13 protein-coding genes are annotated in these 16,120 nt (G+C 44.2%); 5 read left to right on the top strand and 8 right to left on the bottom strand.

Annotation, left to right across the window (positions count from 1 at the left end):
- Positions 1 to 4: 4 nt before the first annotated feature.
- On the top strand, positions 5 to 1,015 hold the full coding sequence (locus tag F0145_RS05615; RefSeq protein WP_317133167.1) for a bifunctional heptose 7-phosphate kinase/heptose 1-phosphate adenyltransferase: 1,011 nt from the start codon (positions 5 to 7) through the stop codon (positions 1,013 to 1,015).
- A 27-nt stretch (positions 1,016 to 1,042) separates the two neighbouring features.
- Here F0145_RS05615 and F0145_RS05610 read toward each other — a convergent pair whose 3' ends face one another.
- The 3 genes from F0145_RS05610 to F0145_RS05600 all read right to left on the bottom strand — a co-directional run bounded on the left by F0145_RS05610 (position 1,043) and on the right by F0145_RS05600 (position 4,248).
- Positions 1,043 to 1,615, bottom strand: coding sequence for a D-sedoheptulose-7-phosphate isomerase (locus F0145_RS05610; protein ID WP_150087337.1), 573 nt, complete (start codon positions 1,613 to 1,615; stop codon positions 1,043 to 1,045).
- 284 nt (positions 1,616 to 1,899) lie between these two features.
- Positions 1,900 to 2,844: an ROK family protein gene (locus F0145_RS05605; protein WP_150087336.1), complete on the bottom strand. Its 945-nt coding sequence runs from the start codon at positions 2,842 to 2,844 to the stop codon at positions 1,900 to 1,902.
- A 39-nt stretch (positions 2,845 to 2,883) separates the two neighbouring features.
- Positions 2,884 to 4,248, bottom strand: a complete 1,365-nt coding sequence (locus F0145_RS05600; protein ID WP_150087335.1) for a M20/M25/M40 family metallo-hydrolase — start codon at positions 4,246 to 4,248, stop codon at positions 2,884 to 2,886.
- 321 nt (positions 4,249 to 4,569) lie between these two features.
- Between F0145_RS05600 and F0145_RS05595 the strand changes: the two genes are divergently transcribed.
- The 3 genes from F0145_RS05595 to F0145_RS05585 all read left to right on the top strand — a co-directional run bounded on the left by F0145_RS05595 (position 4,570) and on the right by F0145_RS05585 (position 9,023).
- Entirely contained in the window at positions 4,570 to 5,601 is a 1,032-nt protein-coding gene (locus F0145_RS05595) for a quinone-dependent dihydroorotate dehydrogenase (RefSeq protein ID WP_150087334.1), read from the top strand.
- Between the two features lie 67 nt (positions 5,602 to 5,668).
- Complete coding sequence (locus F0145_RS05590; RefSeq protein ID WP_150087333.1) at positions 5,669 to 8,350, top strand: FtsK/SpoIIIE family DNA translocase; 2,682 nt, start codon at positions 5,669 to 5,671, stop codon at positions 8,348 to 8,350.
- A 28-nt stretch (positions 8,351 to 8,378) separates the two neighbouring features.
- Positions 8,379 to 9,023 carry a LolA family protein gene (locus F0145_RS05585; RefSeq protein ID WP_150087332.1) on the top strand — a complete coding sequence of 215 codons (645 nt, stop codon included), beginning with the start codon at positions 8,379 to 8,381 and terminating at the stop codon, positions 9,021 to 9,023.
- A 64-nt stretch (positions 9,024 to 9,087) separates the two neighbouring features.
- Here F0145_RS05585 and F0145_RS05580 read toward each other — a convergent pair whose 3' ends face one another.
- From F0145_RS05580 to F0145_RS05560, 5 genes are all read right to left on the bottom strand, one after another.
- Complete coding sequence (locus tag F0145_RS05580) at positions 9,088 to 9,729, bottom strand: ABC transporter ATP-binding protein (RefSeq protein ID WP_150087331.1); 642 nt, start codon at positions 9,727 to 9,729, stop codon at positions 9,088 to 9,090.
- Positions 9,719 to 10,516: an acyl-ACP--UDP-N-acetylglucosamine O-acyltransferase gene (gene lpxA, locus F0145_RS05575; RefSeq protein ID WP_150087330.1), complete on the bottom strand. Its 798-nt coding sequence runs from the start codon at positions 10,514 to 10,516 to the stop codon at positions 9,719 to 9,721. The genes F0145_RS05580 and lpxA overlap by 11 nt, the downstream gene beginning before the upstream one ends.
- Before the next feature lie 167 nt (positions 10,517 to 10,683).
- Complete coding sequence (locus F0145_RS05570) at positions 10,684 to 12,081, bottom strand: bifunctional UDP-3-O-[3-hydroxymyristoyl] N-acetylglucosamine deacetylase/3-hydroxyacyl-ACP dehydratase (RefSeq protein ID WP_150087329.1); 1,398 nt, start codon at positions 12,079 to 12,081, stop codon at positions 10,684 to 10,686.
- A 26-nt stretch (positions 12,082 to 12,107) separates the two neighbouring features.
- The gene (gene lpxD, locus F0145_RS05565) at positions 12,108 to 13,130 is read right to left on the bottom strand and encodes a UDP-3-O-(3-hydroxymyristoyl)glucosamine N-acyltransferase (protein ID WP_150087328.1); all 1,023 of its coding nucleotides are present in this window, start codon (positions 13,128 to 13,130) and stop codon (positions 12,108 to 12,110) included.
- A gap of 25 nt (positions 13,131 to 13,155) precedes the next feature.
- Positions 13,156 to 14,385: an HD domain-containing protein gene (locus F0145_RS05560; RefSeq protein WP_150087327.1), complete on the bottom strand. Its 1,230-nt coding sequence runs from the start codon at positions 14,383 to 14,385 to the stop codon at positions 13,156 to 13,158.
- 172 nt (positions 14,386 to 14,557) lie between these two features.
- On the opposite strand from F0145_RS05560, the gene porX reads away from it, so the two are divergent.
- Complete coding sequence (gene porX, locus F0145_RS05555; RefSeq protein ID WP_150087326.1) at positions 14,558 to 16,117, top strand: T9SS response regulator signal transducer PorX; 1,560 nt, start codon at positions 14,558 to 14,560, stop codon at positions 16,115 to 16,117.
- Positions 16,118 to 16,120 lie beyond the last annotated feature (3 nt).

The following is a 16,120-nucleotide window of genomic DNA, read 5'->3' as shown; positions in this document are numbered from 1 at the left end:
GGCTTTGCGTTCATTGGAGTCCTTGTTTTCGGCGTTCGACCAGCTCACGGTTTTAATTGTGGGCGATGTGATGGTAGATTCTTATTTGTGGGGTAAGTCGACGCGGTTATCGCCGGAAGCGCCGGTTCCTATTGTAAACGTTTTAAGCAGCGAAAAAAGATTAGGTGGTGCCGCCAATGTAGCCCTGAATGTACAGGCGCTTGGCGCCACCACCTTGCTTTGTTCGGTAATAGGCACCGATAAAGACGGCAGCGATTTTATTGCTTTACTCGAGGAGAACAATCTTTCCACCGAAGGCATTATCCAGAGCCCGGACCGGGTAACGACGGTTAAACAACGCATTTTGTCGGGTGGCCAGCAGTTGCTCCGCCTCGATTCCGAAATTGAAACAGATTTATTGACCCACGAAAACCAGCACTTGCTGGCGCGTTTTGAGGAATTACTGGTACGCGCCGATGTAGTTATTTTCCAGGATTACGACAAAGGCGTTTTAAGCGAGCAAAATATTGCCCAATTAATTGCGCTGGCTCAGCACAAAAATATTCCAACGGTAGTAGACCCAAAGAAGAAGAATTTTTTGCGCTACAAAGGTTGCGCTCTGTTTAAACCCAATTTAAAAGAATTAAAAGAAGGCCTGAAAGTAGAATTTGCCGATGCTAATCTGGCTGCTTTTGAACAAGCTGTTGCCAACCTGCAAAACCTATTAGAAACTGAGAATATTTTAGTAACCCTTTCGGAAAGAGGCGTATTTTGTGCGGCCGGTAAAAATAAAACTTATATCGATGCCCATTTGCGTACCATCTCGGATGTGTCCGGGGCAGGCGATACCGTAATTAGTATTGCGGCGGTTTGCATGGCGCTTAATTTACCTCTGCCTTTACTGGCTGAGCTTTCTAATTTAGGTGGGGGGCTGGTTTGCGAAGAAATAGGTGTAGTGCCCATTGATAAAGTTAAACTGTACCAGGAGGCAAAAGAAAATAAAATTTTAGCTAATTATCCTGCTTTAACGGTTTAAAGCAGGATAATTAGTTTTTAGAGAAGCCTAATTATTTACAATTTCGGGGTTTTCGATAAAAGCATAACAAACCAGGTGGCAAACGCCCATATGGGCATCTTCTACGCGGCCAAAATGCTCCGAATCAATGGTAATATTAAAATCTACCAAACTGGCTAATTTGCCGCGCTGCCCACCAGTTAAACCAATCGTGTAAAGACCATTTTCTTTCGCCCATTCAATTGCTTTTACCACGTTTGGCGAGTTTCCACTCACACTCATCGCCATTACCAAATCGCCCGGTCGGGCATAATTACGGAGTTGGCCCACATACACCTCGTCGTAAGCATAATCGTTGCCTAAAGCAGTTATCCAACTCACGTTATCGTTTAAGGAAAGGCAGCGGAAGCGTTTAGAAAGTTTATCGGAACCACTTTTACCTAAATCGGTAACAAAATGAGAAGCGTTGGTCGCGCTGCCGCCGTTGCCAAACACAAAAATTTGCCTGTCTTCTCGCCAGGCTTTTTTAAATATTTCAATTAAGTTATTAACCGCGTCCGGCGAAATAGAATCTAAAGCTTTTTTTTGGCCATTTAGGTATTCAGAAATAAAATTTTGCATGGGATAGTGTTGGGTGGATAATAATTTAAGCCAATTAGGAATAGGCAGTGCAGAATTAATAAAAGCTTGCTTTCAAAACTAGTACCGCTTACCAGAAGGTGTATGCGCTTAATTTATTGTGGTCATATTGAGCTTGTCGAAATATCCATTTCTACTCTACTATGTTGTTATAGATCCTTCGACTGGCTCAGGATGACCAATAATGTATGCTTAAGCGCAGTTTCAATTTATTAAGGGTATAAAATAACGTCTTAGTATTATTGCCGGAAATTAACAAACAAAAATTAAATAGCTACCGCCTTTGTTTTAGAAATTTGCTGGTGAATTAACTCTAAAGCACCTATAGGTACCGTATTTTCGGCTAATTGGGCTATGGCAATAGGAGGAATAGGTAAAAAAGCTTTCATGGTGTAAGTCCGTAAGGCTTCTTCGGCCGGAACACGCAGAAAATCGCCTAAAAAAGAAAGACCGCCACCCAAAATAATTATGTCCGGATGAAATAAATGTACCACGTGCGATAAACCAAAGCCCAGCGTATCAGCGGTTTCTTTCATAATGGCTAAGGCTGTTTTATCACCTTGCTCCAGGGCATCTTTCAAAAACCGGGCTTCGCCGCTGCGATTAGGCCCAGCCAATTGGCGCAGAATACCCGTTGGTTCGGTGCGTACGGCTTTCCAGACTTTCCGGTCCACGGCCCAGCCGGAGCAACAATCTTCTACTGTTAACCCGGTGCGGTCTACCAGCAAATGGCCCACTTCGGCTTCGCCAGGGTTAGCCCCGTGAAAAAGCTGGTTATCTATTACCAATCCACCGCCTACGCCACTGCCCAACGTAATATAAAAAACCGAGCGGTAACCCTGGCCGGCACCCCGGCGGGCCTCACCCAAAGCAGCGGCATTGGCATCGTTTTCTACGGCAACCGGTACTCCTGTTAGTTCCTGCAGCCATTCTTTAATGTTAAACCCATTCCACCCCTCAATTTGGTGCGATACAATTACCTGGCCTTTTTCCCAATCCAATGGTCCGCCAAAGCCTACCCCAATACCCGAGAGGTCCGTTTCCTGTTGTACTTCTTTTACCACATTGGCTATTTTCTGCCTGATTTCGTGGGCGCTGTCGCCTTTTTCTACCCAGGCCCGGTATTTTTGAATAATATTCAGGTCCTGATCGGCCAGGATTAATTGCAGTTTAGTGCCGCCAATTTCAATGCCCAGGTATTTGTTTTCCATGCGTAAAAAAGAATAAGTGGTGTTTATTTAGGTTTAGGATTAACGTAATGGTTTTGGTATTACCGGTAAACTCTCGTGCCCTTCGGCATCAACGGCTTGTACCGCAAAAAAATAATTGTCTTTGGAGTAAGGCAAAACGGTTGTAGTACCGGTAACAAATATTTTTTTCTCCCACATAGGGGCCGATGTTTCGCGCATTAAAATATAATAACCCGCCGGCTTTTTCCCTTTCTTCGGTGCCTCCCACCGTAATTCGGTTTTATTTGTCAGGTTACTGGTTACAACGCCCACATTTTCGGGGGTGTAAGGTGCAGAAGCCAGGTTGGCCAGGGTGGCCGCATTTAAAGCGGTATTTTTACGCAAATATTCAAAATCTACGTGTTCCGGAAAATCGCCGTACCGGATGTTATTTTCGGTGCGCACATTCTGGTGCTGGTACCGGTAATTCTCGTTCATTTCGCAAAGGCGCACCGCCGTAAAACCAGCCTGGCTGAATGGCGTATGGTCGCCGCCGCGCAAAAAGCGGTCGGTGCGGTAATTTAGCACTACTTGCAGTTGCGGAATATAGCGCTCGCCGGTTTCTTTTATGTAGCGGGCCAACTGCCGGCTACGGCTATCGTTTTCGCCGCCTGTGCTTTTACGTAAAGCCGTCATTTCTTCGGTTTCTACCGCAGGTACCCCTTCACTAAATATTCTAACCCGGGTATTATCCCGCAGGTTAGTTTCGTCGGAAAAAGAGTTGCCAATCATGTCGTTGTTCAGCATGGCTACTAAATTCCAGTTTTCCTGTTTGGCGCGTTGGGCTAAATGGCGGGCACCGTATAAACCTTGCTCTTCGCCCTGTACGGCTACAAAAATAATGGTGGCCGGAAATTGCCGCGAAGCCATTACGCGGGCTAACTCCAGCACCGCGGCTGTACCGGAACCATCGTCGTTAGCACCGGGGGCTAAGCCTTTAACATCCATTACATCGGTATTGCGGCTGTCAATGTGCCCCGATACAATAAATACCCGGTCATCGTTGGGGTCGGTTCCTTTAAGCGTGGCCATTACGTTCGCCATTTCCACATCGGCGGGAATGCGGCGGCCATCGGCTTTTACCACATAGCGATCCTGCATAACAGTCATCCGGCCACCCGATGCAGCCGCATATTTTTCCAGCTCGGCTTGTGCCCAGTTGCGAGCCGCTCCAATTCCTTTTTTCTTGTCTGCAGTGGTGCTCAGCGAGTGCCGGGTTTCAAAAGATACGAGTTTACGAACCAAGTTTTCTAAATGCTGCGCGGAAATTTCTTCGGTAATTTTTAATATTTTTTCATCCTGCCGCAGCGCCGTTTGCGCAGAGATTGAAATTGGAAGTATAAGCGTTAAAAGAATTAAATTTATGATTGCTACCTGACGTTGCATGAAAATTAAACCAAGGTTTATAGAAAAGCAGAAAAGGAAATTATTCCTGAAATCTAAATTTAGGAATATTAAAAAAATCTACCTCATTCTATATAAAATAAATATTGGTACTGGCTTTGGACAATTTTTTATTTGAAGTAAAATATTAAATTAATTTTTTGAGTTAAACATTTTTTAATCCTTTTTCAAAACAACTTTAAATGACAGTTCTTTTTTGATTAAAAGGAAAGTAAGTAACTGGTATTTTTCGCATTAACTATTCGAATAACAATTCCCAAAATAAATCAGAAAAAAATCCGGCCCGAGCGTTAAATTTGCTTTATGTATAAGTCACTGCTGCGCCCGCTACTTTTTCAGATAGATCCCGAAACCATTCATACGCTTTCTTATTCTGTTCTGAAAACAGGCTTTCGGTTGCCCTTAGCTAAAAAATTAGGAGACCAAGCGTTTCGTGTATCTGATTCCCGGCTGGAGCGTAAGGTTTTCGGACTTACTTTTCCCAACCCCATTGGTTTAGCCGCCGGTTTCGACAAAAATGCTTTACTCGTAGATGAAATTGCCCAGTTGGGGTTTGGTTTTATTGAAATTGGCACCGTAACCCCCCGGCCGCAACCTGGCAACGACAAACCGCGCTTGTTCCGGTTACCCACCGACCAGGCCTTAATTAACCGCATGGGGTTTAACAACCAGGGCGTTGAAGTGGCCGCGGCCCGGCTGAAGAACCGGAAAAGCAATATTATTGTGGGCGGCAATATTGGCAAAAATAAAATTACGCCCAACGAAGAAGCCCTCCGGGATTACCAATATTGCTTTGATGCGTTGTTCGACGTGGTAGATTATTTTGTGGTGAATGTAAGCTCACCCAATACCCCGGATTTACGGGCTTTGCAAGACAAAGAACCCTTGCGGATGCTGCTGGCCGCTTTACAGCGGCAGAATTCGGCCCGGCCGGTACGCAAACCTTTACTTCTGAAAATAGCGCCGGACTTAAACCAGAGCCAGCTCGACGATATTATCGAAATTGCCGTGGAAACTAACCTGGACGGCCTGGTAGCTACCAATACAACCATTAACCGTGAAGGATTAAAAACAAATAATGCCAACTTAGCGGCCATTGGCGCGGGTGGTTTAAGCGGCAAGCCCTTGCGCAACCAGGCCACCGACATAATCCGGTACCTGCGCCAGCACTTGCCCGAAAATATTCGCATCATAGGAGTGGGCGGCATCATGACCCCGGAAGATGCCCTGGAAAAGCTGGCGGCCGGTGCCGACCTCGTGCAGCTTTATACCGGATTTATTTATGAAGGGCCATCGTTGGTAAAACGGATAAATAAGTTAATTTTAAAATCTTAAAATTATCCGCAGTAAAATTGAAGCGGCTATTTGCCCAATAATTGTAGATTAGAGATTAGATTGAAGTATGGCAAACAACTCGTACAAAAAAGAGATGGAATCGGTGCCGCGGGCTAAAAATGTGCCACGGGGGAATAGCGAGCCGGTTAAAGAAAAAAATACCAGGATTGTCCGGAAAGAGAAAATTAGTGAAGGGGCGCGGAAGCTTAAGTTTAGCTGGTCTTTTCTGAGTTTTTTCCGGGATCGCCGATTTCATTTGTTTATTGGTTTCTTTTTTATTTTGGGTTCGCTTTACGTAAGCGTTGCTTTTATTTCGTATTTATTTACCGGTCCCGCCGACCAAAGCGTGGTAGAAGCTTTACCAACCACTAATTTAAAAGAAGCCGGCGTAGAATCGGAAAACTGGCTGGGGCTATTGGGTGCCTGGATATCGAATTATTTAATATACGAAGGGTTTGGGGTAGCCGCCTTTTTTGTAGTGCCGGTTTTATTTTTTATCGGGTACAAAATTGTTTTCCGCAGCCGCTATATTTCCTTGTCGTATATTTTTACCATTTGCCTTTTTGCGCTGTGCTGGTTTTGCGTTATGTTGGGGTACCTGGTGCATGCTACCCAAACCGTTGAGTCGAACAGTTTGCTGAGCGGCGCCATTGGTTTTGAAACGGCTTATTGGCTCGATAGCCTGATTGGGTGGGGCACTATTCCGCTGCTGGCGTTCTTTCTATTAACTTTTATTATTTTCTTCTTTAATGTAACCAGCCTGGCTACGGGTAAAAAAGCAGTAGCTGCCGCGGCTGCCTCCGCGGCCAATACGTTTGCCGCCGATGCGGCAGTGGCCGTAGAACCTACTTACGAGCAAACCTCTTCCGGCTTAAACCAATACAGCAACCCCACAGCCGCGCTGGATAAAAATGAAGATCTGGATGAGGATGAATTGGATGATGACGGGTTAGATGATGACGGGGGAGATGATAACAATCCGGTAGATTTAATGGAGGAAGATTTATTCGAAGGTGATTCCCGGCAATTAAATTTAAGCACCGCCCCAACGCCCATAGCAGCTAAACCTAAAGTTAGTATGGGGCTGGCCTTAGATATTGCCAATAATTCGCAAGGCTCCATAGTAGTAGACGAAGATGATCTGGACGAGGACTTATTTGAAGAAGAAAAACCTGCTCCTAAAGTTAAGCTCGCGGTAAAAGAACAACCCGAAGAGGAAACCGCAGTATTTACCGAGAATTACGATCCGACGCTGGATTTAGCGCGTTACCAGTATCCAACCTTAGATTTATTAAACGATTATAGTGCGGCTAAAATTCAGGTATCGAAAGAGGAACTGGAAGCCAACAAAGACCGTATTGTTGAAACCTTGGGTAATTACAGCATTGGCATTGCCAGCATTAAAGCTACCATTGGGCCAACCGTAACCCTCTACGAAATTGTGCCGGATGCCGGCGTACGGATTTCGAAAATCAAAAACCTGGAAGATGATATTGCCTTGAGTTTATCGGCTTTGGGGATCCGGATTATTGCGCCTATTCCGGGCAAAGGAACCATTGGTATTGAAGTACCGAATAAAAAGAAGGAAATGGTTTCGATTAAATCCATTGTTTCAACGGAAAAATTCCTGAAGAGCGAAATGGACCTGCCGATTGCTTTTGGTAAAACCATTACGAACGAAGTATTTATTACCGACTTAGCCAAAATGCCGCACTTGCTCATGGCGGGTGCTACGGGTCAGGGTAAATCAGTAGGTTTAAATGCGATCCTAACTTCCTTAATTTACAAGAAGCACCCGTCGCAGTTGAAGTTTGTGCTCGTAGACCCGAAAAAGGTGGAGCTATCGCTCTTTAACAAAATTGAGCGTCATTTCCTGGCCAAGCTGCCCGATGCGGAAGAAGCCATTATTACCGATACTAAAAAGGTTATTAATACCCTAAACTCGTTGTGCATGGAAATGGACATGCGCTACGATTTGCTCAAAGATGCCGGCTGCCGCAACCTGAAAGAATATAACCTGAAGTTTGTGGAGCGCCGCCTGAATCCGAAAAAGGGACACCGGTTTATGCCTTTTATTGTGCTGGTGATAGATGAGTTAGCCGACTTAATGATGACGGCCGGTAAAGAAGTAGAAACCCCAATTGCGCGCCTAGCCCAGTTGGCCCGGGCCATTGGGATTCACCTGGTTGTAGCTACACAGCGGCCATCAGTAAACGTAATTACCGGTATTATTAAGGCCAACTTCCCGTGCCGGATTTCCTTTAAAGTTACTTCTAAAATAGATTCGCGTACCATTCTGGACACCGGCGGAGCCGACCAGTTAATCGGGCAGGGCGATATGTTGTTCTCGGTAGGTTCTGATTTAATTCGCTTGCAGTGCGCCTTTGTAGATACCCCCGAGGTAGACCGGATTTGCGACTTTATCGGTGACCAGCAGGGCTACGATGATGCTTATTTATTGCCGGAGTTTATTGGGGATGAAAGCGGTACTGAAAAATCAGATTTCGACCCATCTACCCGCGATTCTTTGTTTGAAGAAGCCGCCCGCATTATTGTAACACACCAGCAGGGCAGTACGTCTTTGCTGCAGCGTAGGCTTAAATTAGGGTATAACCGGGCTGGCCGTTTAATCGACCAACTGGAATCGGCGGGCGTGGTTGGGCCGTTTGAAGGCAGCAAAGCCCGCGAAGTTTTAATTCCGGACGAATACAGTTTGGAACAGTTATTGAATACTATGGATAAGAACTAAATTAAATAGTATTCCGAGAAACAGCTATATGAAAAAAACTATTCCGTTCCTGCTCGCATTATTTTTAACCATATCTTTTGCCCAGGCGCAACAAGATCCGCGGGCAGAGAAAATATTGAACGCAATGAGCCAGAAATACCAGACCTTAAAAGCCTTTAACGTGGCTTTTACCCAAACCCTGGAAAATTCTTCGAGCAAAATAAAAGAAACCATGCAAGGTGATATTACCGTGAGTGGTAATAAATTCCGGCTTAAACTGAAAGATCAGGAAATAATTAATAACGGCAACACCATCTGGACTTACATGAAATCGGATAACGAAGTGAATATTTCGGAAAACGATCCGGATGATCAGCAAATGTCGCCGAACGCTATTTTTACGTTGTACCAGAAAGGGTATAATTACACTTTTGTAGAAGAAATGCGGGAAGGCGGCCAAGCCTATAATATTATTGAATTATCACCGCTCGATAAAAACAATTCGGTTTACAAAGTTCGTCTGCAAATTAACAAGCGCGATAATTCTGTAAAAACCTGGAAAATGTTCCGTAACAACGGCAACCGCTATACCTACACTATTAAATCATTTAACCCAAGCCCGGTAGTAGATGCTAATTATTTTGCCTTTGATAAATCGCAGTACAAAGGTGTTAAGGTAATTGATTTGCGTTAAAATATTACTTGCAAGGTCTTTATAGCAAAAGAGCTGATTCCGTAAGAATCAGCTCTTTTGCTTTTTAGAGGCTTTTTATTTTGGGCGATTGGTAATGATAATCAGTAATATTTATTTCTTCGTCGCAGAAGCTGTATTCGTGCGCAACATTAGAAGAAACAATAACCAGGCGGTCTTTCCGGTTTTGGCTCACGTGCTCTAAATACCAGTTAATTCCCTCCTGATCCAGGTTGGTAGTTGGTTCATCCAGTAAGAGCAGGGGAGCATCGGTATAAATAGCTAAACCTAACTTTAAACGCTGCTTCATGCCCGACGAAAAATCTTTTACAAATTTATCTTTGGCTTTGGTTAAATAAAGCCGGTCTATTAAATCGGTTGTTGAGGTAGTGCGCATGGCCCGGAACCGCGCGTGAAATTGGACGGTTTCGGTTAAAGTATATTCTTCAATTAATTCCAGGTAAGGCGCCGTAAAGGAAAGATGCTGGTATAATTCCTCCAACGAGAGCGTTTTTTGCGCATACGTATGGCTGATGGTACCTTCGCTGGGGCTCACATAACCCGAAATCATGTTGAGCAGCGTTGATTTGCCGGAACCATTATGCCCCAGAATGGCATAAGCGGTATTGGGTAAAAAAGAATAATCCAGGTTCCGGAATATCCACTCGTAATTATAGCGTTTGCCGAAGCCGCTAAGCTTAATTTGCATCAATAGATGAAGAGTAACCCTTAATAACGCCCCGCTCGGAGTTCCGGAAGAAATTTAAAATATCGTCGCGTTCGGCACTCGGTGCCATATCTAATTCAATTTTATCGAGGGCAGCCGTATAATTTAAACCACTCAAAAATAAAGTGCGGTAAATCTGCTGGATTTCGGCAATTTTATCATTGTTAAAACCACGGCGGCGCAACCCAATAGAGTTAATGCCGGCATAGGAAAGCGGTTCGCGGGCGGCTTTTACAAACGGCGGTACATCCTTACGCACGAGTGAACCACCCGAAACCATGGCGTGCGCCCCAATTTTTACAAACTGATGTACCGCAGAAGTTCCTCCTATAAAAACATAATCCTGAATTTCGATGTGGCCGGCCAATTGTACCGCGTTTGCAATAATTACATTATTACCAATAACGCAATCGTGAGCCACGTGTACGTAAGCCATTATCAGGCAATCTTCGCCAATAGCGGTATTATTTTTATCGAGGGCGGTGCCCCGGTTTAAGGTTACGCATTCCCGGATAACCGAATTATTGCCAATGGTAACAGTGGTCGCTTCGCCCTTATATTTTAAATCCTGCGGCGCTGCCGAAATAACCGCACCCGGAAAAATCTTGCAATTTTTACCAATGCGGGCACCTTCCATAATGGTTACATTGGGCCCAATCCAGGTTCCTTCGCCTATCTCAACGTTTTTGTAAATCGTACTAAAGGGCTCTACTACCACATTCTGGGCTATCTTAGCTTCAGGATGTATATATGCTAAGGGTTGATTCATTTGCCAAAATTAAAGATTATGAATTAAAAACTAGAAATTATTCCTACGGGTATAACTGCTTTAAATAAAAAAAGTAAAAGTCTAGTCATGCCAGAATAACCAATGCAAAGGATGGAGCGGGTAAAACTTCTAATTTTAATTGCATATACTTTAATTCTTAATTTGGATTAAACGTTGTCTTTCCGGATAATGCTGGCCGACATTTCGGCTTCCATTACTACTTTGCCGTTTACAAAAGCTTGCCCCTGCATTTTGGCAATACCGCGTTTAATAGGCGCTAATAACCAGCACTTAAAAATAATGGTATCGCCCGGAATTACTTTTTTCCGGAATCGGCATTTATCAATGCCTAAAAAGTAAGTCCAGTAGTTTTCCGGGTCGGGCACGGTGTTTAGCACCAGAATACCGCCGGTCTGGGCCATAGATTCTATCTGGTAAACGCCAGGATAAACCGGATTGCCCGGAAAATGCCCCTCGAACTGGTGTTCGTTCATGGTAACATTTTTTACCCCAATTACCGTGCTTTCATCCAAATAAATAATTTTATCTATTAGCACAAACGGAAAACGATGCGGCAATATTTGCGTGATGCGGTTAATATCCATTACCGGCTCCTTCGTAGGGTCGTAAACCGGTACGTTCTGGATGGCCGCTTCCTGCATTACCTTTTTAATCTTTTTGGCGAAAGCCACGTTGGCCGCGTGGCCGGGACGGGCTGCCAATATCTGCCCCTTCAGCGGGCGACCAATTAAAGCTAAATCCCCGATTAAATCCAGGAGTTTATGCCGGGCTGGTTCATTTTTATAACGCAGGTCTACGTTGTTTAAAATACCTTCCTTTTTAACCTCCACCTTGGGTTTTCTCAAAAGGGTAGCCAGTTCTGATAATTCTTCTTCCGATACTACGCGGTCTACCACCACAATGGCGTTGTTCAAGTCGCCGCCTTTAATCAGGTTTTGCTTGTATAACGTTTCGAGTTCGTGCAAAAAGCAGAAAGTACGGCAAGAAGCTATTTCGGTCGGGAACTGGTTAATATTAGTAATAGAAGCGTGCTGGCTGCCCAATACCGGCGATTGGTAATCTACCATAACGGTAACCCGGTAATCGTTCAGGGGCAAAGCGGCCATTTCTACTTCGCGCTCGCCGTTTTTATAAAATATTCCTTCCGGAATTTCAAAAAAATTGCGTAAGGCATTTTGTTCTTCCAGACCTACCTCTTGTAAGGACTCAACAAAAGCAATAGAACTGCCATCCATAATAGGCGGTTCCGGGCCATCTAGCTGAATAAGTACATTATCTATTTCCAGCCCCACCAGCGCAGCCAGCGTATGCTCCACAGTATTTACCCGGGCGCCGTTTTGCTCAATAGTAGTTCCGCGCGATAAATCTACAACGTTGTCCACGTCGGCATCTACAATGGGTTGGCCGGGTAAATCTATGCGCTGAAATTTATAGCCATGATTCGCCGGCGCCGGTAAAAAGGTCATATTCGCCATCACGCCGGTATGCAGGCCAATGCCCGAAACGGTTACCGGAGCTTTGATGGTATGCTGTTTTTCATTCATGCTGATGCGTATTTAGTAGCGCGAATTTATATTTTTTCTTTTAGTTCGTTCAGTTGTTTCTCCAGTTCGGGCAGGCGCCGGAATACGGCAATGCACCGCAAATTTTGTTTGTAATCGAAAGCCGGCGACCCCTGAATAATAGTGCCGGATTCCGAAATGGTTTTGGATACACCTGATTGCGCGCCCACCGTGGTTTTATCGGCGAGGCTAATGTGCCCTACAATGCCTACTTGCCCCGCAATGGTGCAGTAATTGCCTATTTTGGTAGAACCCGAAATACCGGTCTGTGAAGCAATTACCGTATGTTTGCCAATTTCTACGTTATGCGCTATTTGTACCAGGTTATCTATTTTGGTGCCTTCGTGCACAATAGTTGAGCCTAAAGTGGCACAATCGATGGTTGTGTTGGCCCCAATATTTACATTATCTTCTAGTACCACGTTGCCGGTTTGCGGAATATCGCGGTACGTACCATCTTTCTGGGGCGCAAAGCCAAAGCCCGGGCTGCCAATAACGGCCCCGGCATGAACAGTACAATTATTACCAATTACAGTGTTGCTGTAAATTTTAGCGCCGGCAAAAATAGTGGTATTATCGCCTACCTGTACATTATCGCCCAAATACGCTTGTGGGTATATTTTTACATTAGCTCCCAACTTACAGTTATGGCCAATGTACGAGAAAGCACCCCGGTAATGGTTTTCACCAATGTTAGAATTATTGCCAATAAAAGCCGGTTGTTCTACGCCGGTTTTAAGGGCGGCTACGGCTTTCTGGTATTCTTCGAGTAAGCGCGAAAAACTGGAATAAGGATCTTCTACCCGGATTAAAGCTGCTGGAACCGGCTGCTTTGGGGTGAAATTTTTAGCCACAATAACCGCCGTAGCGCCCGTAGCGTAAAGAAAATGCTCGTATTTAAGATTAGATAAAAAAGCCAGTGCGCCAGAACCGGCTTCTTCTATTTTTGCTAATTCACGGATTTTGGCAGTTGCATCACCCTCCACTTGGCCGTCCAGCAACTGGGCTATTTGTCCGACAGTAAATTCCATGCTGTAAAAGTAATAAACAAATTAATTAAACCGTGATTTCTTTCGGATAGCAAACGTAATACTTTTCCACTTTGGTACTCAAGGCCCGAATATTGGGCAGGTCCGAAGCCTCGGCTACATCAATAATCTGGCCGATTTTAGTCATAATATCAATAGACTGGCCTTTGGCTTCGTAAGCATTGTTGCTGATTTTTCCGGTAAGCATTAAATATTTCACTTCTTCCGAATCTACTTTAAAATATTCCTGCACCAGTTCGGTAATGCCTAATATTATTTCTTCGTCGGGGGGCGTTGCCGAAATAATTACTTTAAATAATTTGCGCTGCAGCAAGCCTTCGGCTAAAAAAGAAAGAATTTTATCGGGGTGGCCGCACCAGGTTTTAATGCCTTGCCACACATCGTAGTCATCTAAAGAAATAAATCTTTTCAGAATATTTTCGTCTTCTTTAAAATGCGCCATGGTAATATTATGATGCAGAAAATATTCTAAGGGCTCAGAGGCTGCTACCGGAATGCCAGACTGGGAAAGTTCACGGGCGCGCTCTATGAGCCGGATAAGCATGTTTTCGGCGCTGATAACAGTTTTGTGTAAGTAAACCTGCCAGTACATTACCCGCCGCGACACCAGAAAATTTTCGATGCTGTAAATGGCTTTTTCTTCAATTACCAGCTTGTCGTCGGAAATATTCAGCATTTTTAACAAGCGGTTGGCCCCAATCTTACCCTCTGAAACTCCCGTATAAAAACTATCGCGGTTCAGGTAATCCAGCCGGTCTACGTCTAGTTGGCTCGAAACCAACTGGTGAAAAAAAGGCCGGTGATAGGTGCCGTTAAATATTTGAATAGCCAGATCCAGCCGGTTACCAAAGTGGTTATTTAGCTGGTGCATCAGGTGCAAAGACAATTCTTCGTGGTGTACGCCGTTAAAGATAGATGTTTCTAAAGCATGCGAAAAAGGACCGTGGCCCACATCGTGCAACAAGATAGCCAGCAACGAAGCTTCGCACTCTTTGTCGGATATTTGGTTATTTTTGCTGCGCAAGGTGTGCAGCGCCTGGTCCATGAGGTGCATGGCGCCCAAAGCATGGTGAAAACGGGTGTGCAGGGCACCGGGGTAAACAAAATCGGTTAAACCAAGTTGTTTAATACGCCGAAGCCGCTGAAAATAAGGATGTTCGATAACATCAAATAATAACTCCGACGGAACGGTAATAAACCCGTAAACTGGATCATTAAAGATTTTTTTCTTATTCAAGGTATAACCTAGTTGTCTGTTGTTCGTTGTCGGTAAATATACGTATATCGCATCCGTAACCATTGCCAGGTAACATAACCTACTGGCAGATGCAATTTACACCCGATAAAAGGTTCTGAATTTAAAGTAAACTCACAACCGACAACTAGCTACTTTTAAACAAATTTAATTTATGCAAAGATATAATATTTTATGGGCCGATGATGAGATTGACTTACTGAAACCCCATATTCTGTTTCTGGAAGACAAAGGCTACGACATTACGCCGGTTTGCAGCGGAGCCGATGCCATCGAAAAATTTCAGGAAAATAATTACGATGTGGTTTTTCTCGACGAAAATATGCCGGGTATTTCGGGCCTCGAAACCCTGAACGAGATTAAAACGGTGCGGCCGAATATTCCGGTAGTAATGATTACTAAAAGCGAGGAAGAACACATTATGGAAGAAGCCATTGGTTCTAAAATCGCCGATTATTTAATTAAGCCGCTCAACCCCAACCAGATTTTATTATCGGTAAAGAAAATATTAGATAACAAACGCCTGGTTTCCGAAAAAACCAACAGCTCGTACCAACGTGATTTCCGGACTTTGGGTATGGCTTTTGGCGAGCGCCTGAGCCATCAGGAATGGGCCGAGAACTATAAAAAACTGGTGCGTTGGGAATTAGAAATAGACGAAACCGAAGGTAAAAGCATGGCCGACGTAATTAACATGCAAAAGGACGAAGCCAATTCTAACTTTGCCCGGTTTATCATGGATAATTACGAAGAATGGATAAACAACGAGTCGGACGATAAGCCGTTAATGTCGCACGAAATATTTAAGGAGCGGGTATTCCCGATGATGAAGGAAAGCGACCAGACGGTATATTTTGTGCTGATTGATAATTTACGTTACGACCAGTGGAAAGTGCTGGAACCCATTATCAGCGATTATTTTACCGTAGAGAACGAAGAACTTTATTATTCTATATTACCAACTACCACGGCTTACGCCCGCAATGCCATATTTTCGGGTATGTTGCCGGCCGAAATCCAGAAGAAATACCCCAATATGTGGGTGTCTGATGAAGACGAAGAAGGTAAAAACCTGCACGAAGCTGAATTTGTAGATATTCAGTTTCAGAAAAATAAGATTAACGAGAAGTACAGTTACAACAAAGTAACGAACAACGCCATTGGCCGCGACTTGGTAAACAAGTTTAACAATTTAGAAAATAATAAACTAAATGTAATTGTTTACAATTTTGTAGATATGCTGTCGCATGCCCGCACCGATAGCAACATGGTGCGCGAACTGGCCCCCGACGAATCGGCTTACCGCTCTATTACCCGTTCCTGGTTTTTGCATTCGCCGTTATTTGAGACTTTAAAATTAATATCGGAGAAGAAAGGCCGCTTAATTATTACCACCGACCACGGTACCATCCGGTGCAAGCGGCCCTTTAAAATTATTGGCGACCGCAATACCAACACCAATCTGCGCTACAAGCACGGTAAAAATTTAGGCTTTACCGAAAAAGATGTGTTTGTGGTGCGTAAGCCGGAGCGTATTCATTTGCCCAAAGAAAATATTTCTACGGCTTATGTATTTGCCCTCGAAGATTATTTCTTTGCTTACCCCAATAACTTTAATTATTACGTAAACTATTATAAAGATACGTTTCAGCACGGCGGGGTATCGCTGGAAGAAATAATAATACCTTTTGTAACGCTGCAGCCTAAAGCCTGATAA

Origin of the sequence: Adhaeribacter rhizoryzae (genome assembly GCF_008629685.1) — a bacterium.
Lineage (GTDB): Bacteria > Bacteroidota > Bacteroidia > Cytophagales > Hymenobacteraceae > Adhaeribacter > Adhaeribacter rhizoryzae.
This window is presented reverse-complemented; position numbering and strand designations above follow the sequence as displayed.

What these genes read in the sequence shown, in the direction of transcription:
- F0145_RS05610 (WP_150087337.1), bottom strand. Translation starts at nt 1,615, where the DNA reads ATGCAAAATTTTATTTCTGAATACCTAAATGGCCAAAAAAAAGCTTTA.
- F0145_RS05605 (WP_150087336.1), bottom strand. Translation starts at nt 2,844, where the DNA reads ATGGAAAACAAATACCTGGGCATTGAAATTGGCGGCACTAAACTGCAA.
- F0145_RS05600 (WP_150087335.1), bottom strand. Translation starts at nt 4,248, where the DNA reads ATGCAACGTCAGGTAGCAATCATAAATTTAATTCTTTTAACGCTTATA.
- F0145_RS05595 (WP_150087334.1), top strand. Translation starts at nt 4,570, where the DNA reads ATGTATAAGTCACTGCTGCGCCCGCTACTTTTTCAGATAGATCCCGAA.
- F0145_RS05590 (WP_150087333.1), top strand. Translation starts at nt 5,669, where the DNA reads ATGGCAAACAACTCGTACAAAAAAGAGATGGAATCGGTGCCGCGGGCT.
- F0145_RS05585 (WP_150087332.1), top strand. Translation starts at nt 8,379, where the DNA reads ATGAAAAAAACTATTCCGTTCCTGCTCGCATTATTTTTAACCATATCT.
- F0145_RS05580 (WP_150087331.1), bottom strand. Translation starts at nt 9,729, where the DNA reads ATGCAAATTAAGCTTAGCGGCTTCGGCAAACGCTATAATTACGAGTGG.
- lpxA (WP_150087330.1), bottom strand. Translation starts at nt 10,516, where the DNA reads ATGAATCAACCCTTAGCATATATACATCCTGAAGCTAAGATAGCCCAG.
- F0145_RS05570 (WP_150087329.1), bottom strand. Translation starts at nt 12,081, where the DNA reads ATGAATGAAAAACAGCATACCATCAAAGCTCCGGTAACCGTTTCGGGC.
- lpxD (WP_150087328.1), bottom strand. Translation starts at nt 13,130, where the DNA reads ATGGAATTTACTGTCGGACAAATAGCCCAGTTGCTGGACGGCCAAGTG.
- porX (WP_150087326.1), top strand. Translation starts at nt 14,558, where the DNA reads ATGCAAAGATATAATATTTTATGGGCCGATGATGAGATTGACTTACTG.